Raw genomic sequence first — 14,211 nt, forward strand, 5'->3', positions numbered from 1 at the left:
CCTTAGTTTTGAATCTGCTGCTCGACATCGATGCCCTGCTCGCGCATGGCAGCCAGCTTGTATCTAAGTGCCCGGGTCGTCATCCCAAGGGCTTCGGCCGTACGAGTCCGGTGACCACGAAAACGGCGCAACGTCTCCAGGACGAATTGAAATTCGGCATGCCGTTTGGTCTCGCTGAGCCCCTCCGGGGCCGCAAGCGTCTGCGGTAACAGGTTGTCGGCTTCGACGGCATAATGGGGCAGCATCAAATCGACCGCCTGAATATGCAATCCGCGAGCCATAATTAGTGCCCGCTGGATCACGTTGTCCAGTTCGCGCACATTGCCCGGCCAGTCATAGGAGAGCAGCTGCTTGCAGGCGCTCTCGCTGAGGCGATACCCCTGCTGGGCGGCGTAGCGCTCGATGAAGTACTCCGCCAGCGGCAGTATGTCGTCCGGCCGCTCCCGCAGGGCGGGCCAGCTCATGGGCAGCACATCGAGCCGGTAGAAGAGGTCCTCGCGAAACTCCCCCTGCAACACCAGCTCCCTCAAGTCTCTGTTGCTGGCGGCGATGATCCGCACATCCAGCGCAATCACCTGATGGCTGCCCAGCCGCTCGACCTCTTTCTCCTGCAGCACCCGCAGCAGCTTGGCCTGCAATGCGAGCGGCAGTTCGGAGATCTCGTCGAGCAGCAGGGTACCCCCCTGGGCCAGCTCGAACTTGCCCTGCTGGCTGGCGGTCGCGCCGGTAAAGGCCCCCTTGCTGTGTCCGAACAGGATGGATTCGAGCATGGCTTCGGGGATGGCAGCACAGTTGATGGCCACGAAGGGCTTGCCCGCCCGACTGGACATCTCGTGGATGTAGCGGGCCAGCCGCTCCTTGCCCGTCCCCGACTCGCCGCCGATGAGGATGGTGGCCGAGGTCTTGGCAGCCCGCCTGGCAAGCTGCAAGACCTGCAGGCTCAGGGGCGAGGTGGCGATCAGGTTGGGAATGGCCTGACGCAGGCGCAGGGCTCCCCTCACCACATCGAGGATCTGGTGCTGGCTGAAAGGCTTGATGATGTAGTCGATGGCGCCGGCCCGCATGGCCTCCGCCGCCAGATAGGCCTGGTGCTCATTGACCAGGATGACGCAGTCGGTACCCGCCAGCTCCTGCACCATTGAGGGTCCGGCCTCGGTCATGACCGCCATGTCGAGCAGCACGAGATCCGCTGAATGGTGAGAGAGAAATTGCTTGGCCAGCGGGACAGAATTCAGGCAAGAAACGCGATAGCCTGCCTTCAACAATATTCCCTCAATATCGTCTCCATTTGATAACGAAGAGGAAACTAATAATAAATGTGCATGAGATTCAATACCGACAGGTATTGAATTTTCCTTGATAGATAAATCAGAAAACATATTAACCCGAACCTGTGATTGCACATGAATCAATCAACAGAACTGACGCTCAAAAAATAAAAACGCACCAGGACGGGGTAGCACCTCTTATTGAGCACTTACCCTATATCGGTATGAAAACAAGGCTGGAATCATGACCTTGGTAACCCCGCTATCATTAGCATCAATGCCGTTAGACCGGAGGCTTTGCGTCCTGACTTTTCAGTTCAGTTTGCCTTTATCATGCGACGACCCGTATTAGGATGGCATGGCTTGGTTGTCCTTAAGCCATGTGACACATCTGACTGTTTCTATTTTATTTTTTCACTGTCAGTCTGTGTCGCGTCAAAAGCCGTCACATCATAACGGCTTTATATGACAATTCAAGCAGATGTGCGGAATAGTCTCTTCCTGCCGGCATATGGGCGTGGCAATTCCACTTCAGCCCAGGGTGCCAATTACCTCGACCCGCAAATCTTCCGGGATCTCGTTATAAGAGAGTACTTTGAGACCCTTTGAAAAGGATCGGGCATAACGGGCGATCAACGGCCTGAGCTGGGGCATGACCACCAGCACGGGCGCATACCCCTGCTGCTGCAACTGCTCCTTCACCAGCGGCATGTTCTGCTGCAACTGTGCCAGCAATTGCGGGTCGACCGGGAAGCTGTCCAGCTGGATTTTTCCCTGCTGCTGGGACTGGTTCATTGCCGTCAGCAGAGTCTGCTCCAGCCGATCATCCAGGGTGAAGGCCGCCAGTATGTCGCGGGATCCGATCGCCTGCCTGACGATCTGGCGCTTTAGGGCGCAGCGCACGTCCGAGGCCAGCAGCACAGGGTCCTTGGTCAGCTCGCTCGCATCCAGCAAGGTGGTGGCTATGGTGCGGATATCGGTGAGGCTGATCTGCTCCTTGAGCAACTGACGGAAGACCCGCAGTTGCTGCATCTGGGTCAGGGCCAGATTGAGCTCTTCCGCCAGGCGGGGCGACTGGGTGGCCAGATACTGGCCCAGCTTGCCCACCTCGTCATGACCGAAGAGCCCATCGAGCTGCTCCCTGAGCAGCTTGCTGGCATGGGTAGCGATGACGGTGGCGGAGTCCACCACGGAGTAACCCAGGTTGAGCGCCTTGGCCTTGTTGTCCGGCGAGATCCAGACCGCGTTCATGCCATAGGCCGGATCCTGGGTCAGCTCGCCGTCCAGGGCCCCATAGGTCTCCCCGCTGCTGATGGCCATCAGCCGCTGGCAATCCACATTCCCCGTGGCCAGGGCGATGCCAGACAGCTTGATGCGATACTGGTCCGGTTGCAGTTGCAGGTTGTCCCGTACCCGGATCTCGGGCAGCAGGAAGCCATACTGCTCGGAGAGCGTCTTGCGAATACCGCGCACCCGGGCGAGCAGCTCGGCCCCCTTGTTTGCCTCGGCCAGCGGCACCAGCCGATAGCCCAGTTCGATGGCGACTGCATCCACCGGCGGCAGATCCTGCCAGTCCAGCCCCTGCGGCTCCGGCTGCACCATCTGCCTCGTCAACTCTTCGGCCGCATCCAGGGCAGGGTCCTTTGCCCGGCGCTGGCTGACGCTCCAGCCGGTCCAGGCCAGCACGGCGGCAAAGCTGAGGAAAGCCAGCATGGGCATGCCGGGCACCAGGCCCAGGATCAGCATGATGGTCGCCGCCGTATAGATGACCCGGGGGGAAGCCAGGATCTGCTGGCCGACCTGATCCGACATCTCTCCTTCGTCACTCACGCGAGTGACTATGATGGCCGCCGCGGTGGACATCAGCAGTGAGGGGATCTGGGCGACCAGACCATCACCTATGGTAAGCAGGGCATAGATGCGGAAGGCATCGGAAACCGGCAGCGAGTGCTGGAAGATACCTATGGCGAGCCCGCCCACCAGGTTGATGATCAGCACCAGCAGGCCGGCGATGGCATCGCCACGGACAAACTTGGAGGCCCCATCCATGGCGCCGTAGAAGTCCGCTTCCCTGGCGATCTCTTCCCGCCTTGCACGGGCCTGGTGCTGATCCAGGGTCCCGGCGTTGAGATCGGCATCTATGGCCATCTGCTTGCCCGGCATGGCATCCAGGGTGAAGCGGGCGGAGACTTCGGAGATCCGCTCCCCCCCCTTGGTGATCACCACGAAGTTGATGATCATCAGGATCACGAACACCACCAGACCCACCACATAGTTGCCACCGATCACCACTTCCCCGAAGGCCTGGATGACCTTGCCAGCAGCCTCGTTGCCCTCATGACCATGGAGCAGCACCACCCGGGTGGAGGCGACGTTGAGGGACAACCGCATCAGGGTGGCCACCAGCAGCACGGTCGGGAACACGGAGAAATCGAGGGGGCGACGGGCCGAGACAGAGACCAGCAGCACCAGCACCGCCAGCACTATGTTGAAGGTGAACAGGGCGTCCAGCAGCCAACCGGGCAGAGGCAGTATCATCATCGCCAGGATGGCCAGCAGCATCATGGGGATAGCTGTATAGGATTGGGTCAATACACGCCAGTTCACAACTTACCTCTCAGGTTGACGTAACTCGGGCGGCACATGCAAAGGGGCAAGGGGATTGGGTTTTCTGCCCTTGCCTGCCTCATAGGCCCGTAACTGCAATACGTGGTTCAATACATAGGCGACCGCTGTGTAGAGGCCTGCCGGCACTTCCTGATCCACCCGGGTGGAGTAGTAGATGGCTCGGGTCAGCTCCGGCAGGCTCATCACCATCTTGTCGTGCTGCCTGGCGACCTCGCGGATCCGCTCCGCCATGCCGTCTATGCCCTTGGCAATCACATAGGGGGCGTTGGCCCGCGCGGGATCATACTTGATGGCGACCGCGTAATGGGTCGGGTTCACTATGATCACGTCTGCCTGGGGCACCCGCTGTTCGATGCGCGCCCGTGCCAGCATGCCCTGCACCTGGCGGATCCTGGCCTTGATCTCGGGGCGCCCCTCGCTGTTCTTGTGCTCGTCCTTGACCTCCTGCTTGGTCATCTTCAACTGCTTGTTCAAAGACCAGCGCTGATAGGGGACATCCAGCACGGCGATCAGCATCTGCACGCTGCCTAGCAAGATAAATGCCTGAGAGAGGATGCGCAGCGCCTGTTCCATCGCTGCCTGGGGCGGCATGCGGTTCATCATCATCAGCAGGGGCCACTGGTGCTGGAGCATCAGGGCCAGGGTGCCGCCGATCAGCACCACCTTGAGCAGGGATTTCAGCAGTTCCATCAGGCTGTGGGTCGAGAACATCCGCTTGAGCCCCTTGAGCGGATTGAGCTTCTCCCCGCTTGGCATCAGCTTCTTCCAGACCAGCACCATGCCACCCGGCACTATGCTGAGCAGGACCAGCAACAGAGCGAGCAGGCCGAACAGCGGCAGCAGGACCCACAACATGCCGATCAGCGCATCTGCGGTCCACTGGATCATCATCTGCGGATCCCGCGCCCCCTGCCAGTTGAAGCGCTGGGGCTGCTTCATCAGCTCGGCAAAGAAAAGACCGAAGCTCGGCACCATCCACTGCATGGCCAGCCCGCCTATCAGCAGCAGGCCGGCGGAGCTCAGCTCCTTGGAGCGCGCTATCTGCCCCTCTTCCCGCGCCTTGCGCCGTTTCTGGGTGGAGGCCTCTTCGGTCTTGTCCTGGGCGCTGCTCTGACTCATGTCGGCGTCAACGCCCTGAGCTGGGCCAGCACATGGGCGACCAGATCCAGATACCGGGCCGGGACGCCGCTGATGGAGATGGCCATGGTGAGCAACCCCAGCAGCAACGTCATGGGGAAGCCCAGGGAGAAAATATTCAGGGAGGGAGCGGTACGGTTCAGCACCCCGAAGGTGAGGTTGACCATCAGCATGGCCACTACGGCAGGCAGGGTCAGGATCAGGGCCGCCCCTATGCTCCAGCCGAACAGGCCGATGACCCCCTTCAGGTCCAGCGCGTAGAGGGAGGCGCCCGGTGGCCAGCTGCGCAGGCTCTGCACCAGCACCTCCAGGGTCACCAGATGACCGTTCAGGCCGAGGAACAGCAGCGAGCAGAAGATCAGCATGATCTGGCTGACGATGGGCGCCGTGTCCCCGTTGGAGGGATCATTCATCACCGCCATCGCCAGACCCATCTGCATGGAGAGGATCTGGCCCGCCATGGTCATCACCATGAACAGCATCTGGATGCAGAGCCCGAACAGCAGGCCGAACAGCAGTTGCTCCAGGGTCAGCACCATCATGCCGACGCTGAAGGGATCCAGTGCCGGCATGCCTTTGAGCATGGGGGCGATCAGCAGGCTGATGACGAAGGCCAGAAAGATGCGAACCTGAGCCGGGATGCGGCCATCACCAAACACCGGCATCACCCAGAAGGCTGCCGCGATACGAATGAAGGGCCACCACCACTGTCCCAGCCAGGCGGTCAGCTCGGCCGCACTGAGCGACAGCAGGGAGTTCATCCGATGAGCCCGGGGATCTTCTGGAACAGGTCGGAAAACAGGGTGGTGATCTGCGACAGCAGCCAGTTGCCCGTGAAGATCAGCGTCAACAGGGTCACGATGAAACGGGGCAGGAAGCTGAGGGTCTGCTCCTGGATCTGAGTCGCAGCCTGGAAGATGCTGACCACCAGACCGACGATGAGCCCCGGCACGATCAGCACCGAGACCATGATGACCACCAGATTCACGGCCCCACCCACCAGGGCCACACTCTGCTCGGGGGTCACGTCAGCCTCCCCCGCCGAAGCTGGCGGCCAGGGTACCGACCGTCATGGACCAGCCATCCACCAGCACGAACACCATCAGCTTGAATGGCAACGAGATGATGAGGGGCGAAAGCATCATCATCCCCATCGCCATCAGCACGCTGGCGACCACCAGATCGATGACCAGGAAGGGAATGAACAGCATGAAGCCTATCTGGAAGGCGGTGTTCAGCTCGCTCAATACGAAGGCGGGCAGCAGCACGCCGAAGGGCACCTCGCTCTTGGCGAGGGTGGTTGGCTCGCCGGAGATGCGCAACATCTGCTCCAGATCCGGCTCCCGGGTCTGGGCCAGCATGAACTGCCGCAGGGGTTTCTCCGCCCTAGCCAACCCCTCGGACAGGGTAATCTCGTTCTGGTCATAGGGCACGAAGGCGTGCTGGTACATCTCGGTCCAGACAGGTCTCATGATCACCAGGGTCAGGATCAGGCTGATGCCGATCAGCACCCGGTTGGGAGGGCTCTGCTGCAACCCCATGGCCTGACGCAGAATGGCCAGCACTATGATGATCCGGGTGAAGCTGGTCATCATCAGCAGCAGGGTCGGCAACAGACCCAGCAGGGTCATGAAGAAGAGGATCTGCAGCTTGATGCTGTAATCCTCGCCCCCGGTATCGCTGGGGGAGACAGAGAACAGCGTCATGTCCGCGCCCCAGCTCGGCAACGCGAACAGCAGCAGGGCAACCAACAGGTAACGCATCAGTCGTTCATGCCACCCAGCAGCTTGGTGTCGACCACGTCGACCAGGCGCAGGCCGTACTTGCCATTCACCACAACCACCTCACCCCTGGCCAGCAGGCGGCCGTTGACCCGCACATCCAGCGGTTCGCCCGCCAGCTTGTCCAGCTCGATGACGGCCCCCTCTTCCACCTTCATCAGTTCCCCCAGCGCGACTTCGGTACTGGCCACTTCCAGCGTCACCTTGACCGGGATCTGATGGAAAAAGGAGAGATCCCGCTGCTTGCTGCTACTGGTGGGCGCCATGTAGTCGGCCGCACTCGGCATGCTGATATCATCACCAAACAGCTGATCCAGGCCATCCAGATCCAGCGGGTCATTCATGTTGTGCTCGTTCACGATTCGACTACTCCTCTACCACAGTCGCAACCTGATACACCAGGCTGCCTTTATGTTCAGCAATGCGTCCATTAAAACAGGGGCGGTTGCCGATCAGGGCCGGCACCACCTCGGGCAAATCCAGGGAGAGCACATCCCCCACCTTGAGGCATTCCAGATCCGCCAGTGTCATGGACATCTGCCCCATGACCACCCGCAGTTGCACCGGCACCAGGATCAGGGCCTGCTCCAGTTGCGCCTTCTGCACGGGATGACCGGCGCCTATGCTGAGGGCCTCCTCGGGAGGCGCGAGCCAGAACTGCCAGTCATGGGTGCTGCCACCGGCCAGCATGCTGGCCTCTGTCACCCAGAGCCGGGTTGCCGGCACCGCATCCCGGGTGATCAGGGTCAGCTGCCAGGCGAGGTCTCCCTGACCGAGGCAGGCAGACCAGATGTCGATCTGGTACTGGCATAGCCGCAGCAGCAATCGCTGCTCGGTATCGGTCAATCCCCTGCCATGGGCGGTCGTGGCGCCCTTGTGTTGCAGGGAGCCACCAAAGAACAGCACGGCAAGCTGATAGATGACGGTGGGAGAGATGGAGAAATAGGCGACACGCTGGGCATCCAGCGGGGTGCGTGCCTCGACCCAGATCAGGGTATCGTCGCGATCCTGGGGCAGAGCGGAAGAGAAATCCTGATAGCCCAGTTCGCAATCCGCCGCATTGAACAGCTGGGCCATGCAGCCCGATGCCTGCTGCGAAAAAGAGCCCAGCTGGGCATTGAGCTGCTTGAGCCGCGCCTGATTGGCTCGCTCGACGCCCAGCAGATCATAATGGGGAAGGGTTTTGCCCCGCTGCGCACAGAGCAACCGGGAAGGTGTGAGCATTACGCCGCTTGATGACATTACAAATCCACCTTTGCCATTTTCATCTCGCCCTACTGCCATATAGAGACACTCATCAGGCCAGCCGCGTGATCGATACCAATAGTTCAGCCGACATAGAGCGACCGAAACGGGCGAGAACTTTATTACAAAACCCCAAAAGGCGCCACGCGGCCGGATGACCAGCCGAAAATAAAAATCCCGGCACCAGAGGTGCCGGGATTTTAAGGTAATTACTTACCAGGAATAGGTCGGAGTCGGCCTGTAAGCCGGGTTCTGTACCGGGTTTCCCCGGGTAGCAATCATTCCTCTAGGCCAGCAATCGCTCACTGGCTCAAGCAACCTACCCGCCCCCAACGCGGGCCGCGCCAATAGGGGCCTATTTGGTCTTGCTTCGGGTGGAGTTTACCGTGCCACGAACTGTTGCCAGTCGCGCGGTGCGCTCTTACCGCACCCTTTCACCCTTACCTGATCCCTTGCGGGCCATCGGCGGTTTGCTCTCTGTTGCACTGGTCGTAGGCTCGCGCCTCCCAGGCGTTACCTGGCACCCTGCCCTATGAAGCCCGGACTTTCCTCCCCTCCGCCCGTCTGTCCCGAGGGACACAACGACGAAGCAGCGATTGCCCAGCCGACTCCGAGGCGTGGATTATAGCCTCGTGACACAGTGTGGGTAAACCGGCAATTCCCCTTTACGGCAATTAATAGTGCTCGAGGCCGTACTTGTAGAGGGCATTCTTCTTCACGCCGTGGATCTCGGCGGTGAGGGCGGCCGCTTTTTTCAGCGGCAGCTCCGCCACCAGCAGCCCCAAAGTGCGGATCGCCTCGGCGGGCAGCTCTTCATCCACCTTGCTGGCACCGGCGACCACCAGCACGATTTCGCCACGGCAGCGATTATCGTCTTCCCCAAGCCAGGTCAGCATCTCGGAGGCAGGCAGACCGTGGATGGATTCGAAGGTCTTGGTCAGCTCGCGGCACACCACCACCTGGCGTTCACCGAGAATGCGAGCGATGGCCTCCACCGTATCCTGCACCCGGCGCGGCGACTCGTAGAACACCAGGGAGCGGGTATCTTCGATGACGGCCTGCAGCCGATCGTCGCGGCCCTTGGCTTTCGCCGGCAGAAATCCTTCGAAGGAAAAACGATCTGTGGGCAGACCGGCGGCAGAGAGTGCCGTGATGGCGGCACAAGGGCCCGGCAGCGGCACCACCTTGACCCCGGCCTCGCGACAGCGGGTGACCAGGTGATAGCCGGGGTCGCTGATGAGCGGGGTGCCCGCATCCGAGACCAGGGCGACACTCTTGCCCTCCTTGATCCGGCCGATCAGCACATCCGCCTTCTGTTGCTCATTGTGATCGTGCAGGGCGAAGGTCGGCACCGAGATCTGGTAGTGGCTGAGCAGGATGCCGGAGTGCCGGGTATCTTCGGCGGCCACCAGATCGACGCTGCGTAAAATGTCCAATGCACGCTGGGTGATATCCGCCAGATTACCGATGGGAGTGGGGACTATATACAGGGTTGGGGTGTCACTCATGGGATCTCCGAGTGTCCCGACAATTGTGTCGCCATATTGGCCCGTTTACACTATGGAGAACTTCAACACTGGTCGGGGAATGAACTTGAACCGGGTTACAAAGCAGCTAAGTGTATCACGACTCTTCGGCATCATACTCGCGGCAGTACTGCTCGCCGCCTGTGCGTCGGAGCCCAACCCATCTTCCGCGGAGCCCGGCATGCCGTCGGCGTTCTCGGATCTGACCAAGAATGCCCAGTGGTATCTGGAGCAGGTGGATCCCGCCAAACCGGCTGAGGCCTTCACCTGGCAGGTGATGGCGGCGCGCAGCTATCTGGCGCTCGGCCAGGCCAAACCGGCCGCCGCCCTGTATCAACAGTTGCAGAAGCAGGCCGGCAACCCGGTGCAGCAGGCACAACTGCAACTGCTGCAGGCGCACCTCCTGCTGGCCCAGGGCAATGCCAATCAGGCCCTGATCCTGCTGGAAGGCAAGCCGGAAGTGGCCCTCGATGCCGATACCCAGAAGGATTGGTACCGCCAGCGGGTGGTGCTGCAACTGGACATCAACAACAAGTTTGGTGCCGCCAAGTCGCTGATCCTGCTGGAGCATTACCTGGCCAAGAATGAGCTGGCCACCAACCACCAGCAGATCTGGTCCCTGCTCAAAAGCATGACCCCCTCCACCCTGCAGGCGCTGGAAGAGGCACCGGCCCCAGACGTAACCACAGGCTGGCTGCGACTGGCGGCACTGGTGAACGAGTTCGGCGCCCAGCCGAGTCAACTCGCCCGCCAGCTGGCTGGCTGGAAGCAGAGCTTCCCGAACCATCCGGCCCAGACTGACATGCCGGCCGGCCTCGGGGATCTCGCCACCACGGACACAGGTTCACTGCAGCAGGTCGCCGTCTTCCTGCCTCTCTCCGGCAACCTGGAGGCGCAAGGCGCCGCCATCCGCAACGGCATGTTGATGTCCTACAAGGAGAATCAGGGGCAATTCACCCTGAACTTCTATGACACTCAGGGCAAGGCGATGGGGGATCTCTACAAGCAGGCGATCCAGGAGGGGGCCAACATGATCATAGGCCCGCTGCTCAAAGATCAGGTCGAGGAGCTGCTCAAGGCCAGCCCGACAGTGCCGGTGCTGGCGCTCAACGAGCTGGACAAGCCGATCATCAACGACAACACCTTCTACTTTTCTCTCTCCGCCGCCGCCGATGCGAGCCAGGCCGCCCAGTACCTCTATGGTCAGGGTTACCGCAAGCCGCTGCTGATCGCGGCGCAAGGCCGGATTGGCTACAGCAGCATCAAGGCGTTCGAGCAGGCCTGGGCCGGCGTCAGCCAGGAGAAGCCCGTGGTCGCCACCTTCGGGGCGCGCAACGAGGTGCAGGGCATGGTCAAGAATGCTCTGAGCGGTCGTTCCACCGCCCGGGCCGGGGAGATAGTGCAGCTCTCTGATGCTGCCCCGCGCAGCATAGATGCCGTCTATGTGGTGGCCAACAGCCTGGAGACCCGGATGATCAAGCCTTATGTGGACATCTCGGTCAATCCCATGGGCAGCCTGCCCATCTACAGCAGCTCGCGAGGCTATGACAGCGGGGCGACCGAGGTGGCTTCCGAACTCAACGGCATGCACATCTCCGACATGCCGCTGCTGCTGGGAGGCTATGAGCAACAACGGGAGCAGATAGCCCTGCTCTGGCCACAGACCCAGGGCGACCTGCTGCGCCTGTTTGCCCTCGGCTACGACGCGGTCAGTCTGGCCGGCAACCTGCCGCAGATGCGCAAGCTCAATGCCATGCAGCAACCGGGCATGAGCGGCCAACTGAGCGTGGATCCCCAGGGCAACATAGTGCGCATGCTGGACTGGGCCACCTACCAGAATGGCAAGCTGGTCAGCGACAGCGCCGTGCCCCAGCTGGAGGAGACCACCCATGAAGAGGCTACTGGCACAACTGCACCAGCAGTGGTTGAACCTGTTGCCGTCGGCAGCGACGAGCAAGGGACAGCACTTTGAGCAAGTAGCGGAACGCTGGTTGCAGGCCCGCGGCCTGCAATCCGTGACCCGCAACTACCGCTGCCGTGGCGGTGAAATAGATCTGATCATGCGCCAGGGGGATACCCTGGTGTTTGTCGAGGTCAGATATCGCGCTCGGGCCAGCCATGGCGGAGCCGCCAGCTCGGTCACCCAACGCAAGCAGCACAAGATCGTGCTGGCCGCGCGCCACTATTTCAAGCAACATGCCATCAACGAGGCCAGCCAGGCCTGCCGATTCGATGTGATCGCGTTCGAGGGCGACCAGCCAGACTGGATCCAGAACGCATTTTAAGAGGACCCCATGACTGATCCCATCAAAGAGAATTACACCGAAAGCATCCAGACCAAGATAGCCGCCGCCGAGGCGCTGCCGGACGCCATCCACACCGCGGCCCAGATGCTGACAATCTGCCTGCTCAATGGCCACAAGGTCATGGCATGCGGCAATGGCCCCTCCTCGGCCCTGGCACAGCTGTTCATCTCCGAACTGGTCAACTGTTATGAGACGCCACGCCCCTCCCTGCCCGGCCTGGCTCTGACCCCCGACATGGCCACCATCAGCGCCATCGCCACCGATCACGGCTTCGAAGAGGTCTATGCCAAGCAGATCAGGGCTCTGGGCCAGCCCGGCGACATCCTGGTGGTGCTCACCACCACGGGCAACAGTCGCAGCCTGATCAAGGCCGCCGAGGCGGCACTCTCCCGCGACATGACCATCATAGTGCTCGGGGGGGGCGACGGTGGCGAGATAGCCGGCCTGCTCGGGCCCAACGATGTGGAGATCCGCGTGCCATCCGCCCGCCGCCCTCGCATTCTGGAAGTGAATCTGTTGACCCTGCACTGCCTCTGTGATCTCATCGACCAGACACTTTTCCCGCAACAGGAAGATTGAAACCATGAAGAAGCCTATTCTCGCACTCGCCCTGCTGACCGGCGCCCTGCTGCTGCAAGGTTGTGCCGCCGTGGTAGTCGGTGGCGCAGCCGGTACTGCCAAGGCGACCGGTGATCGTCGCACCCTGGGTGCCCAGTGGGACGATCAGACCATAGAGCTGAAAGCGGCCAATCTGCTGGCCGACAACAAGTCGCTGAGCGCCTCCAGCAAGATCAGCGTCTACAGCAACAACGGCCGCGTCTTGCTGGTCGGTCAGACACCGTCTGACGCCTACAAGCAGGAAGCGGGCAAGATTGTGGGCCGGATCGAAGGGGTTCGTCATGTCTACAATGAGCTGCGTCTCGGCAAGCCGGTGAGCATTGGGGTACGCAGCAACGATACCTGGATCACCTCCAAGGTACGGGCCGACATGCTGGGCACCAAAAACTTCGACAGCACCAAGGTCAAGGTGGTCACCGAGAACAGCGAGGTGTTTCTCATCGGCCTGGTGACCCGTCAGGAAGGGGATCAGGCAGTGGAGATCGCCCGCCACGTCAGCGGGGTCAAGCAGGTGATCAAGGCCTTCGAATTCGCCCAGAACTAAGCGGGCAATGATGAAATAAAAAAATGCAGCCAGTCGGCTGCGTTTTTTATTTGATGACTTTCAGGGTCGGACGACCCGTCGGGCGCGGTGGCTCCGGCTCGGGTTCTACCGGCGCTTCGGCCTGCTCCAGCCAGAGATCGTAGCCCGGCTCAGGCGGGAACAGGGTTCCCACACCGTTTTCCCTGGCATGAATGGCCAATATGGCCGCCATGGGAATATAGACCTGCTGTGACACGCCGCCGAAGCGGGCGCTGAAGCTGACGGCATCATTATCCATGTGGAACTGGCCCACGGCCCGAGGCGCTATGTTCAGGACAATCTGACCATCCTGCACAAACTGCATCGGCACCATCACATGGGGGATATTGGCATTGACCACCAGATGCGGGGTCAAGTCGTTATCCAGCAACCAGTCAAAAAACGCCCGCAACAGATAGGGGCGACTGGGTGTCATGGTCGGTTCCATACTACTCATACGCTGGCACGGATCTCGCGTTCAGCCTCGGTCAGGGAGGCCTGGAAGGATTCACGTTCGAACAGGCGGACCATGTAAGCCTTCAGCTCTTTGGCACCGCGACCGGTGAAGTCGATGCCCAGGCTCGGCAGACGCCACAGCAGCGGAGCCATGTAGCAGTCAACCAGACCGAACTCTTCGCTCATGAAGTAAGGCATCTCGCCAAAGATAGGGGCGATGGCCAGCAGGTTGTCACGCAGCTCGGCACGGGCGGCTTCGGTATCGGTTCCCGCCATGATCTTGTCGGCCAGGGAGTACCAGTCCAGCTCGATGCGATGCATCATCAGACGGCTGTTGCCGCGAGCCACCGGATAGACAGGCATCAGGGGCGGGTGCGGGAAGCGCTCGTCCAGATACTCCATGATGATGCGCGAGGTGTACAACGCCAGCTCACGATCCACCAGAGTCGGCACAGTGTTGTACGGGTTCAGCTCGGCCAGCTCGTCCGGCAGGTTGCTCGGATCAACCTGGCAGATATCCACGCTAACACCCTTCTCCGCCAGGACAATGCGCACCTGATGGCTGAACATATCGTTGGCACCGGAAAACAGCGTCATTACCGAACGCTTATTGGCAGCTACAGCCATTGAACCCTCCCGTCATTAAAAAGCAGAAACGGCAATGAAGCATCTTGATCTTCATTG

15 protein-coding genes, 1 other RNA gene and 1 riboswitch are annotated in these 14,211 nt (G+C 60.9%); of the genes, 4 read left to right on the plus strand and 12 right to left on the minus strand.

From position 1 onward, the window contains the following. Positions 1-2: 2 nt before the first annotated feature. From lafK to rsmI, 10 genes are all read right to left on the minus strand, one after another. Positions 3-1,265 (minus strand): lateral flagellar response regulator transcription factor LafK, encoded by a 1,263-nt coding sequence (gene lafK / locus AC3WR3_RS15075; RefSeq protein WP_492292224.1) that lies wholly within the window; start codon positions 1,263-1,265, stop codon positions 3-5. Positions 1,266-1,517: 252 nt separating this feature from the next. Next, positions 1,518-1,605, minus strand: a riboswitch (cyclic di-GMP riboswitch). A 194-nt stretch (positions 1,606-1,799) separates the two neighbouring features. Further along, positions 1,800-3,875: a lateral flagellar biosynthesis protein LfhA gene (gene lfhA / locus AC3WR3_RS15080; RefSeq protein ID WP_025328501.1), complete on the minus strand. Its 2,076-nt coding sequence runs from the start codon at positions 3,873-3,875 to the stop codon at positions 1,800-1,802. A gap of 3 nt (positions 3,876-3,878) precedes the next feature. Then, on the minus strand, positions 3,879-5,015 hold the full coding sequence (gene flhB / locus AC3WR3_RS15085; protein ID WP_265436454.1) for a flagellar biosynthesis protein FlhB: 1,137 nt from the start codon (positions 5,013-5,015) through the stop codon (positions 3,879-3,881). Continuing rightward, a complete protein-coding gene (gene lfiR, locus AC3WR3_RS15090) occupies positions 5,012-5,794 on the minus strand; it encodes a lateral flagellar biosynthetic protein LfiR (protein WP_139438871.1) in 783 nt (260 codons plus the stop codon). Before lfiR ends, flhB begins: the two co-directional genes overlap by 4 nt. Next, positions 5,791-6,060 (minus strand): flagellar biosynthesis protein FliQ, encoded by a 270-nt coding sequence (gene fliQ, locus AC3WR3_RS15095; RefSeq protein WP_025328504.1) that lies wholly within the window; start codon positions 6,058-6,060, stop codon positions 5,791-5,793. Before fliQ ends, lfiR begins: the two co-directional genes overlap by 4 nt. 1 nt (position 6,061) lies before the next feature. Beyond that, complete coding sequence (gene fliP / locus AC3WR3_RS15100) at positions 6,062-6,796, minus strand: flagellar type III secretion system pore protein FliP (RefSeq protein ID WP_247625385.1); 735 nt, start codon at positions 6,794-6,796, stop codon at positions 6,062-6,064. Next, entirely contained in the window at positions 6,796-7,173 is a 378-nt protein-coding gene (gene lfiN, locus AC3WR3_RS15105; RefSeq protein ID WP_025328506.1) for a lateral flagellar motor switch protein LfiN, read from the minus strand. Before lfiN ends, fliP begins: the two co-directional genes overlap by 1 nt. A 7-nt stretch (positions 7,174-7,180) precedes the next feature. After that, entirely contained in the window at positions 7,181-8,038 is an 858-nt protein-coding gene (gene lfiM, locus AC3WR3_RS15110; RefSeq protein ID WP_492292225.1) for a lateral flagellar motor switch protein LfiM, read from the minus strand. Between the two features lie 246 nt (positions 8,039-8,284). After that, positions 8,285-8,671: RNase P RNA component class A (rnpB, locus tag AC3WR3_RS15115), an RNA gene on the minus strand. A gap of 62 nt (positions 8,672-8,733) precedes the next feature. Then, entirely contained in the window at positions 8,734-9,567 is an 834-nt protein-coding gene (rsmI, locus tag AC3WR3_RS15120) for a 16S rRNA (cytidine(1402)-2'-O)-methyltransferase (protein WP_139438874.1), read from the minus strand. 199 nt (positions 9,568-9,766) lie between these two features. Between rsmI and AC3WR3_RS15125 the strand changes: the two genes are divergently transcribed. The 4 genes from AC3WR3_RS15125 to dolP are packed head-to-tail and all read left to right on the plus strand — an operon-like array spanning position 9,767 to position 13,053. Then, positions 9,767-11,557 carry a penicillin-binding protein activator gene (locus AC3WR3_RS15125; RefSeq protein WP_492292226.1) on the plus strand — a complete coding sequence of 597 codons (1,791 nt, stop codon included), beginning with the start codon at positions 9,767-9,769 and terminating at the stop codon, positions 11,555-11,557. Continuing rightward, positions 11,475-11,870 (plus strand): YraN family protein, encoded by a 396-nt coding sequence (locus AC3WR3_RS15130; protein ID WP_492292227.1) that lies wholly within the window; start codon positions 11,475-11,477, stop codon positions 11,868-11,870. The genes AC3WR3_RS15125 and AC3WR3_RS15130 overlap by 83 nt, the downstream gene beginning before the upstream one ends. A gap of 9 nt (positions 11,871-11,879) precedes the next feature. After that, a complete protein-coding gene (locus tag AC3WR3_RS15135; RefSeq protein ID WP_005331389.1) occupies positions 11,880-12,470 on the plus strand; it encodes a D-sedoheptulose-7-phosphate isomerase in 591 nt (196 codons plus the stop codon). 4 nt (positions 12,471-12,474) lie between these two features. After that, on the plus strand, positions 12,475-13,053 hold the full coding sequence (dolP, locus tag AC3WR3_RS15140; RefSeq protein WP_106885641.1) for a division/outer membrane stress-associated lipid-binding lipoprotein: 579 nt from the start codon (positions 12,475-12,477) through the stop codon (positions 13,051-13,053). Between the two features lie 46 nt (positions 13,054-13,099). Here the strand turns inward: dolP and AC3WR3_RS15145 are convergent, their stop codons facing one another. Both AC3WR3_RS15145 and sspA read right to left on the minus strand, forming a co-directional pair. Beyond that, positions 13,100-13,507 (minus strand): ClpXP protease specificity-enhancing factor, encoded by a 408-nt coding sequence (locus AC3WR3_RS15145; protein WP_025328512.1) that lies wholly within the window; start codon positions 13,505-13,507, stop codon positions 13,100-13,102. A gap of 17 nt (positions 13,508-13,524) precedes the next feature. After that, positions 13,525-14,154: a stringent starvation protein SspA gene (gene sspA / locus AC3WR3_RS15150; RefSeq protein WP_025328513.1), complete on the minus strand. Its 630-nt coding sequence runs from the start codon at positions 14,152-14,154 to the stop codon at positions 13,525-13,527. Positions 14,155-14,211: the final 57 nt, after the last annotated feature.

This window comes from Aeromonas sp. EU05-FHT14A05, from assembly GCF_058791175.1.

What these genes read in the sequence shown, in the direction of transcription:
- flhB (WP_265436454.1), bottom strand. Translation starts at nt 5,015, where the DNA reads ATGAGTCAGAGCAGCGCCCAGGACAAGACCGAAGAGGCCTCCACCCAG.
- lfiR (WP_139438871.1), bottom strand. Translation starts at nt 5,794, where the DNA reads ATGAACTCCCTGCTGTCGCTCAGTGCGGCCGAGCTGACCGCCTGGCTG.
- fliP (WP_247625385.1), bottom strand. Translation starts at nt 6,796, where the DNA reads ATGCGTTACCTGTTGGTTGCCCTGCTGCTGTTCGCGTTGCCGAGCTGG.
- lfiM (WP_492292225.1), bottom strand. Translation starts at nt 8,038, where the DNA reads ATGCTCACACCTTCCCGGTTGCTCTGTGCGCAGCGGGGCAAAACCCTT.
- rsmI (WP_139438874.1), bottom strand. Translation starts at nt 9,567, where the DNA reads ATGAGTGACACCCCAACCCTGTATATAGTCCCCACTCCCATCGGTAAT.
- AC3WR3_RS15125 (WP_492292226.1), top strand. Translation starts at nt 9,767, where the DNA reads ATGCCGTCGGCGTTCTCGGATCTGACCAAGAATGCCCAGTGGTATCTG.
- AC3WR3_RS15130 (WP_492292227.1), top strand. Translation starts at nt 11,475, where the DNA reads ATGAAGAGGCTACTGGCACAACTGCACCAGCAGTGGTTGAACCTGTTG.
- AC3WR3_RS15135 (WP_005331389.1), top strand. Translation starts at nt 11,880, where the DNA reads ATGACTGATCCCATCAAAGAGAATTACACCGAAAGCATCCAGACCAAG.
- dolP (WP_106885641.1), top strand. Translation starts at nt 12,475, where the DNA reads ATGAAGAAGCCTATTCTCGCACTCGCCCTGCTGACCGGCGCCCTGCTG.
- AC3WR3_RS15145 (WP_025328512.1), bottom strand. Translation starts at nt 13,507, where the DNA reads ATGACACCCAGTCGCCCCTATCTGTTGCGGGCGTTTTTTGACTGGTTG.
- sspA (WP_025328513.1), bottom strand. Translation starts at nt 14,154, where the DNA reads ATGGCTGTAGCTGCCAATAAGCGTTCGGTAATGACGCTGTTTTCCGGT.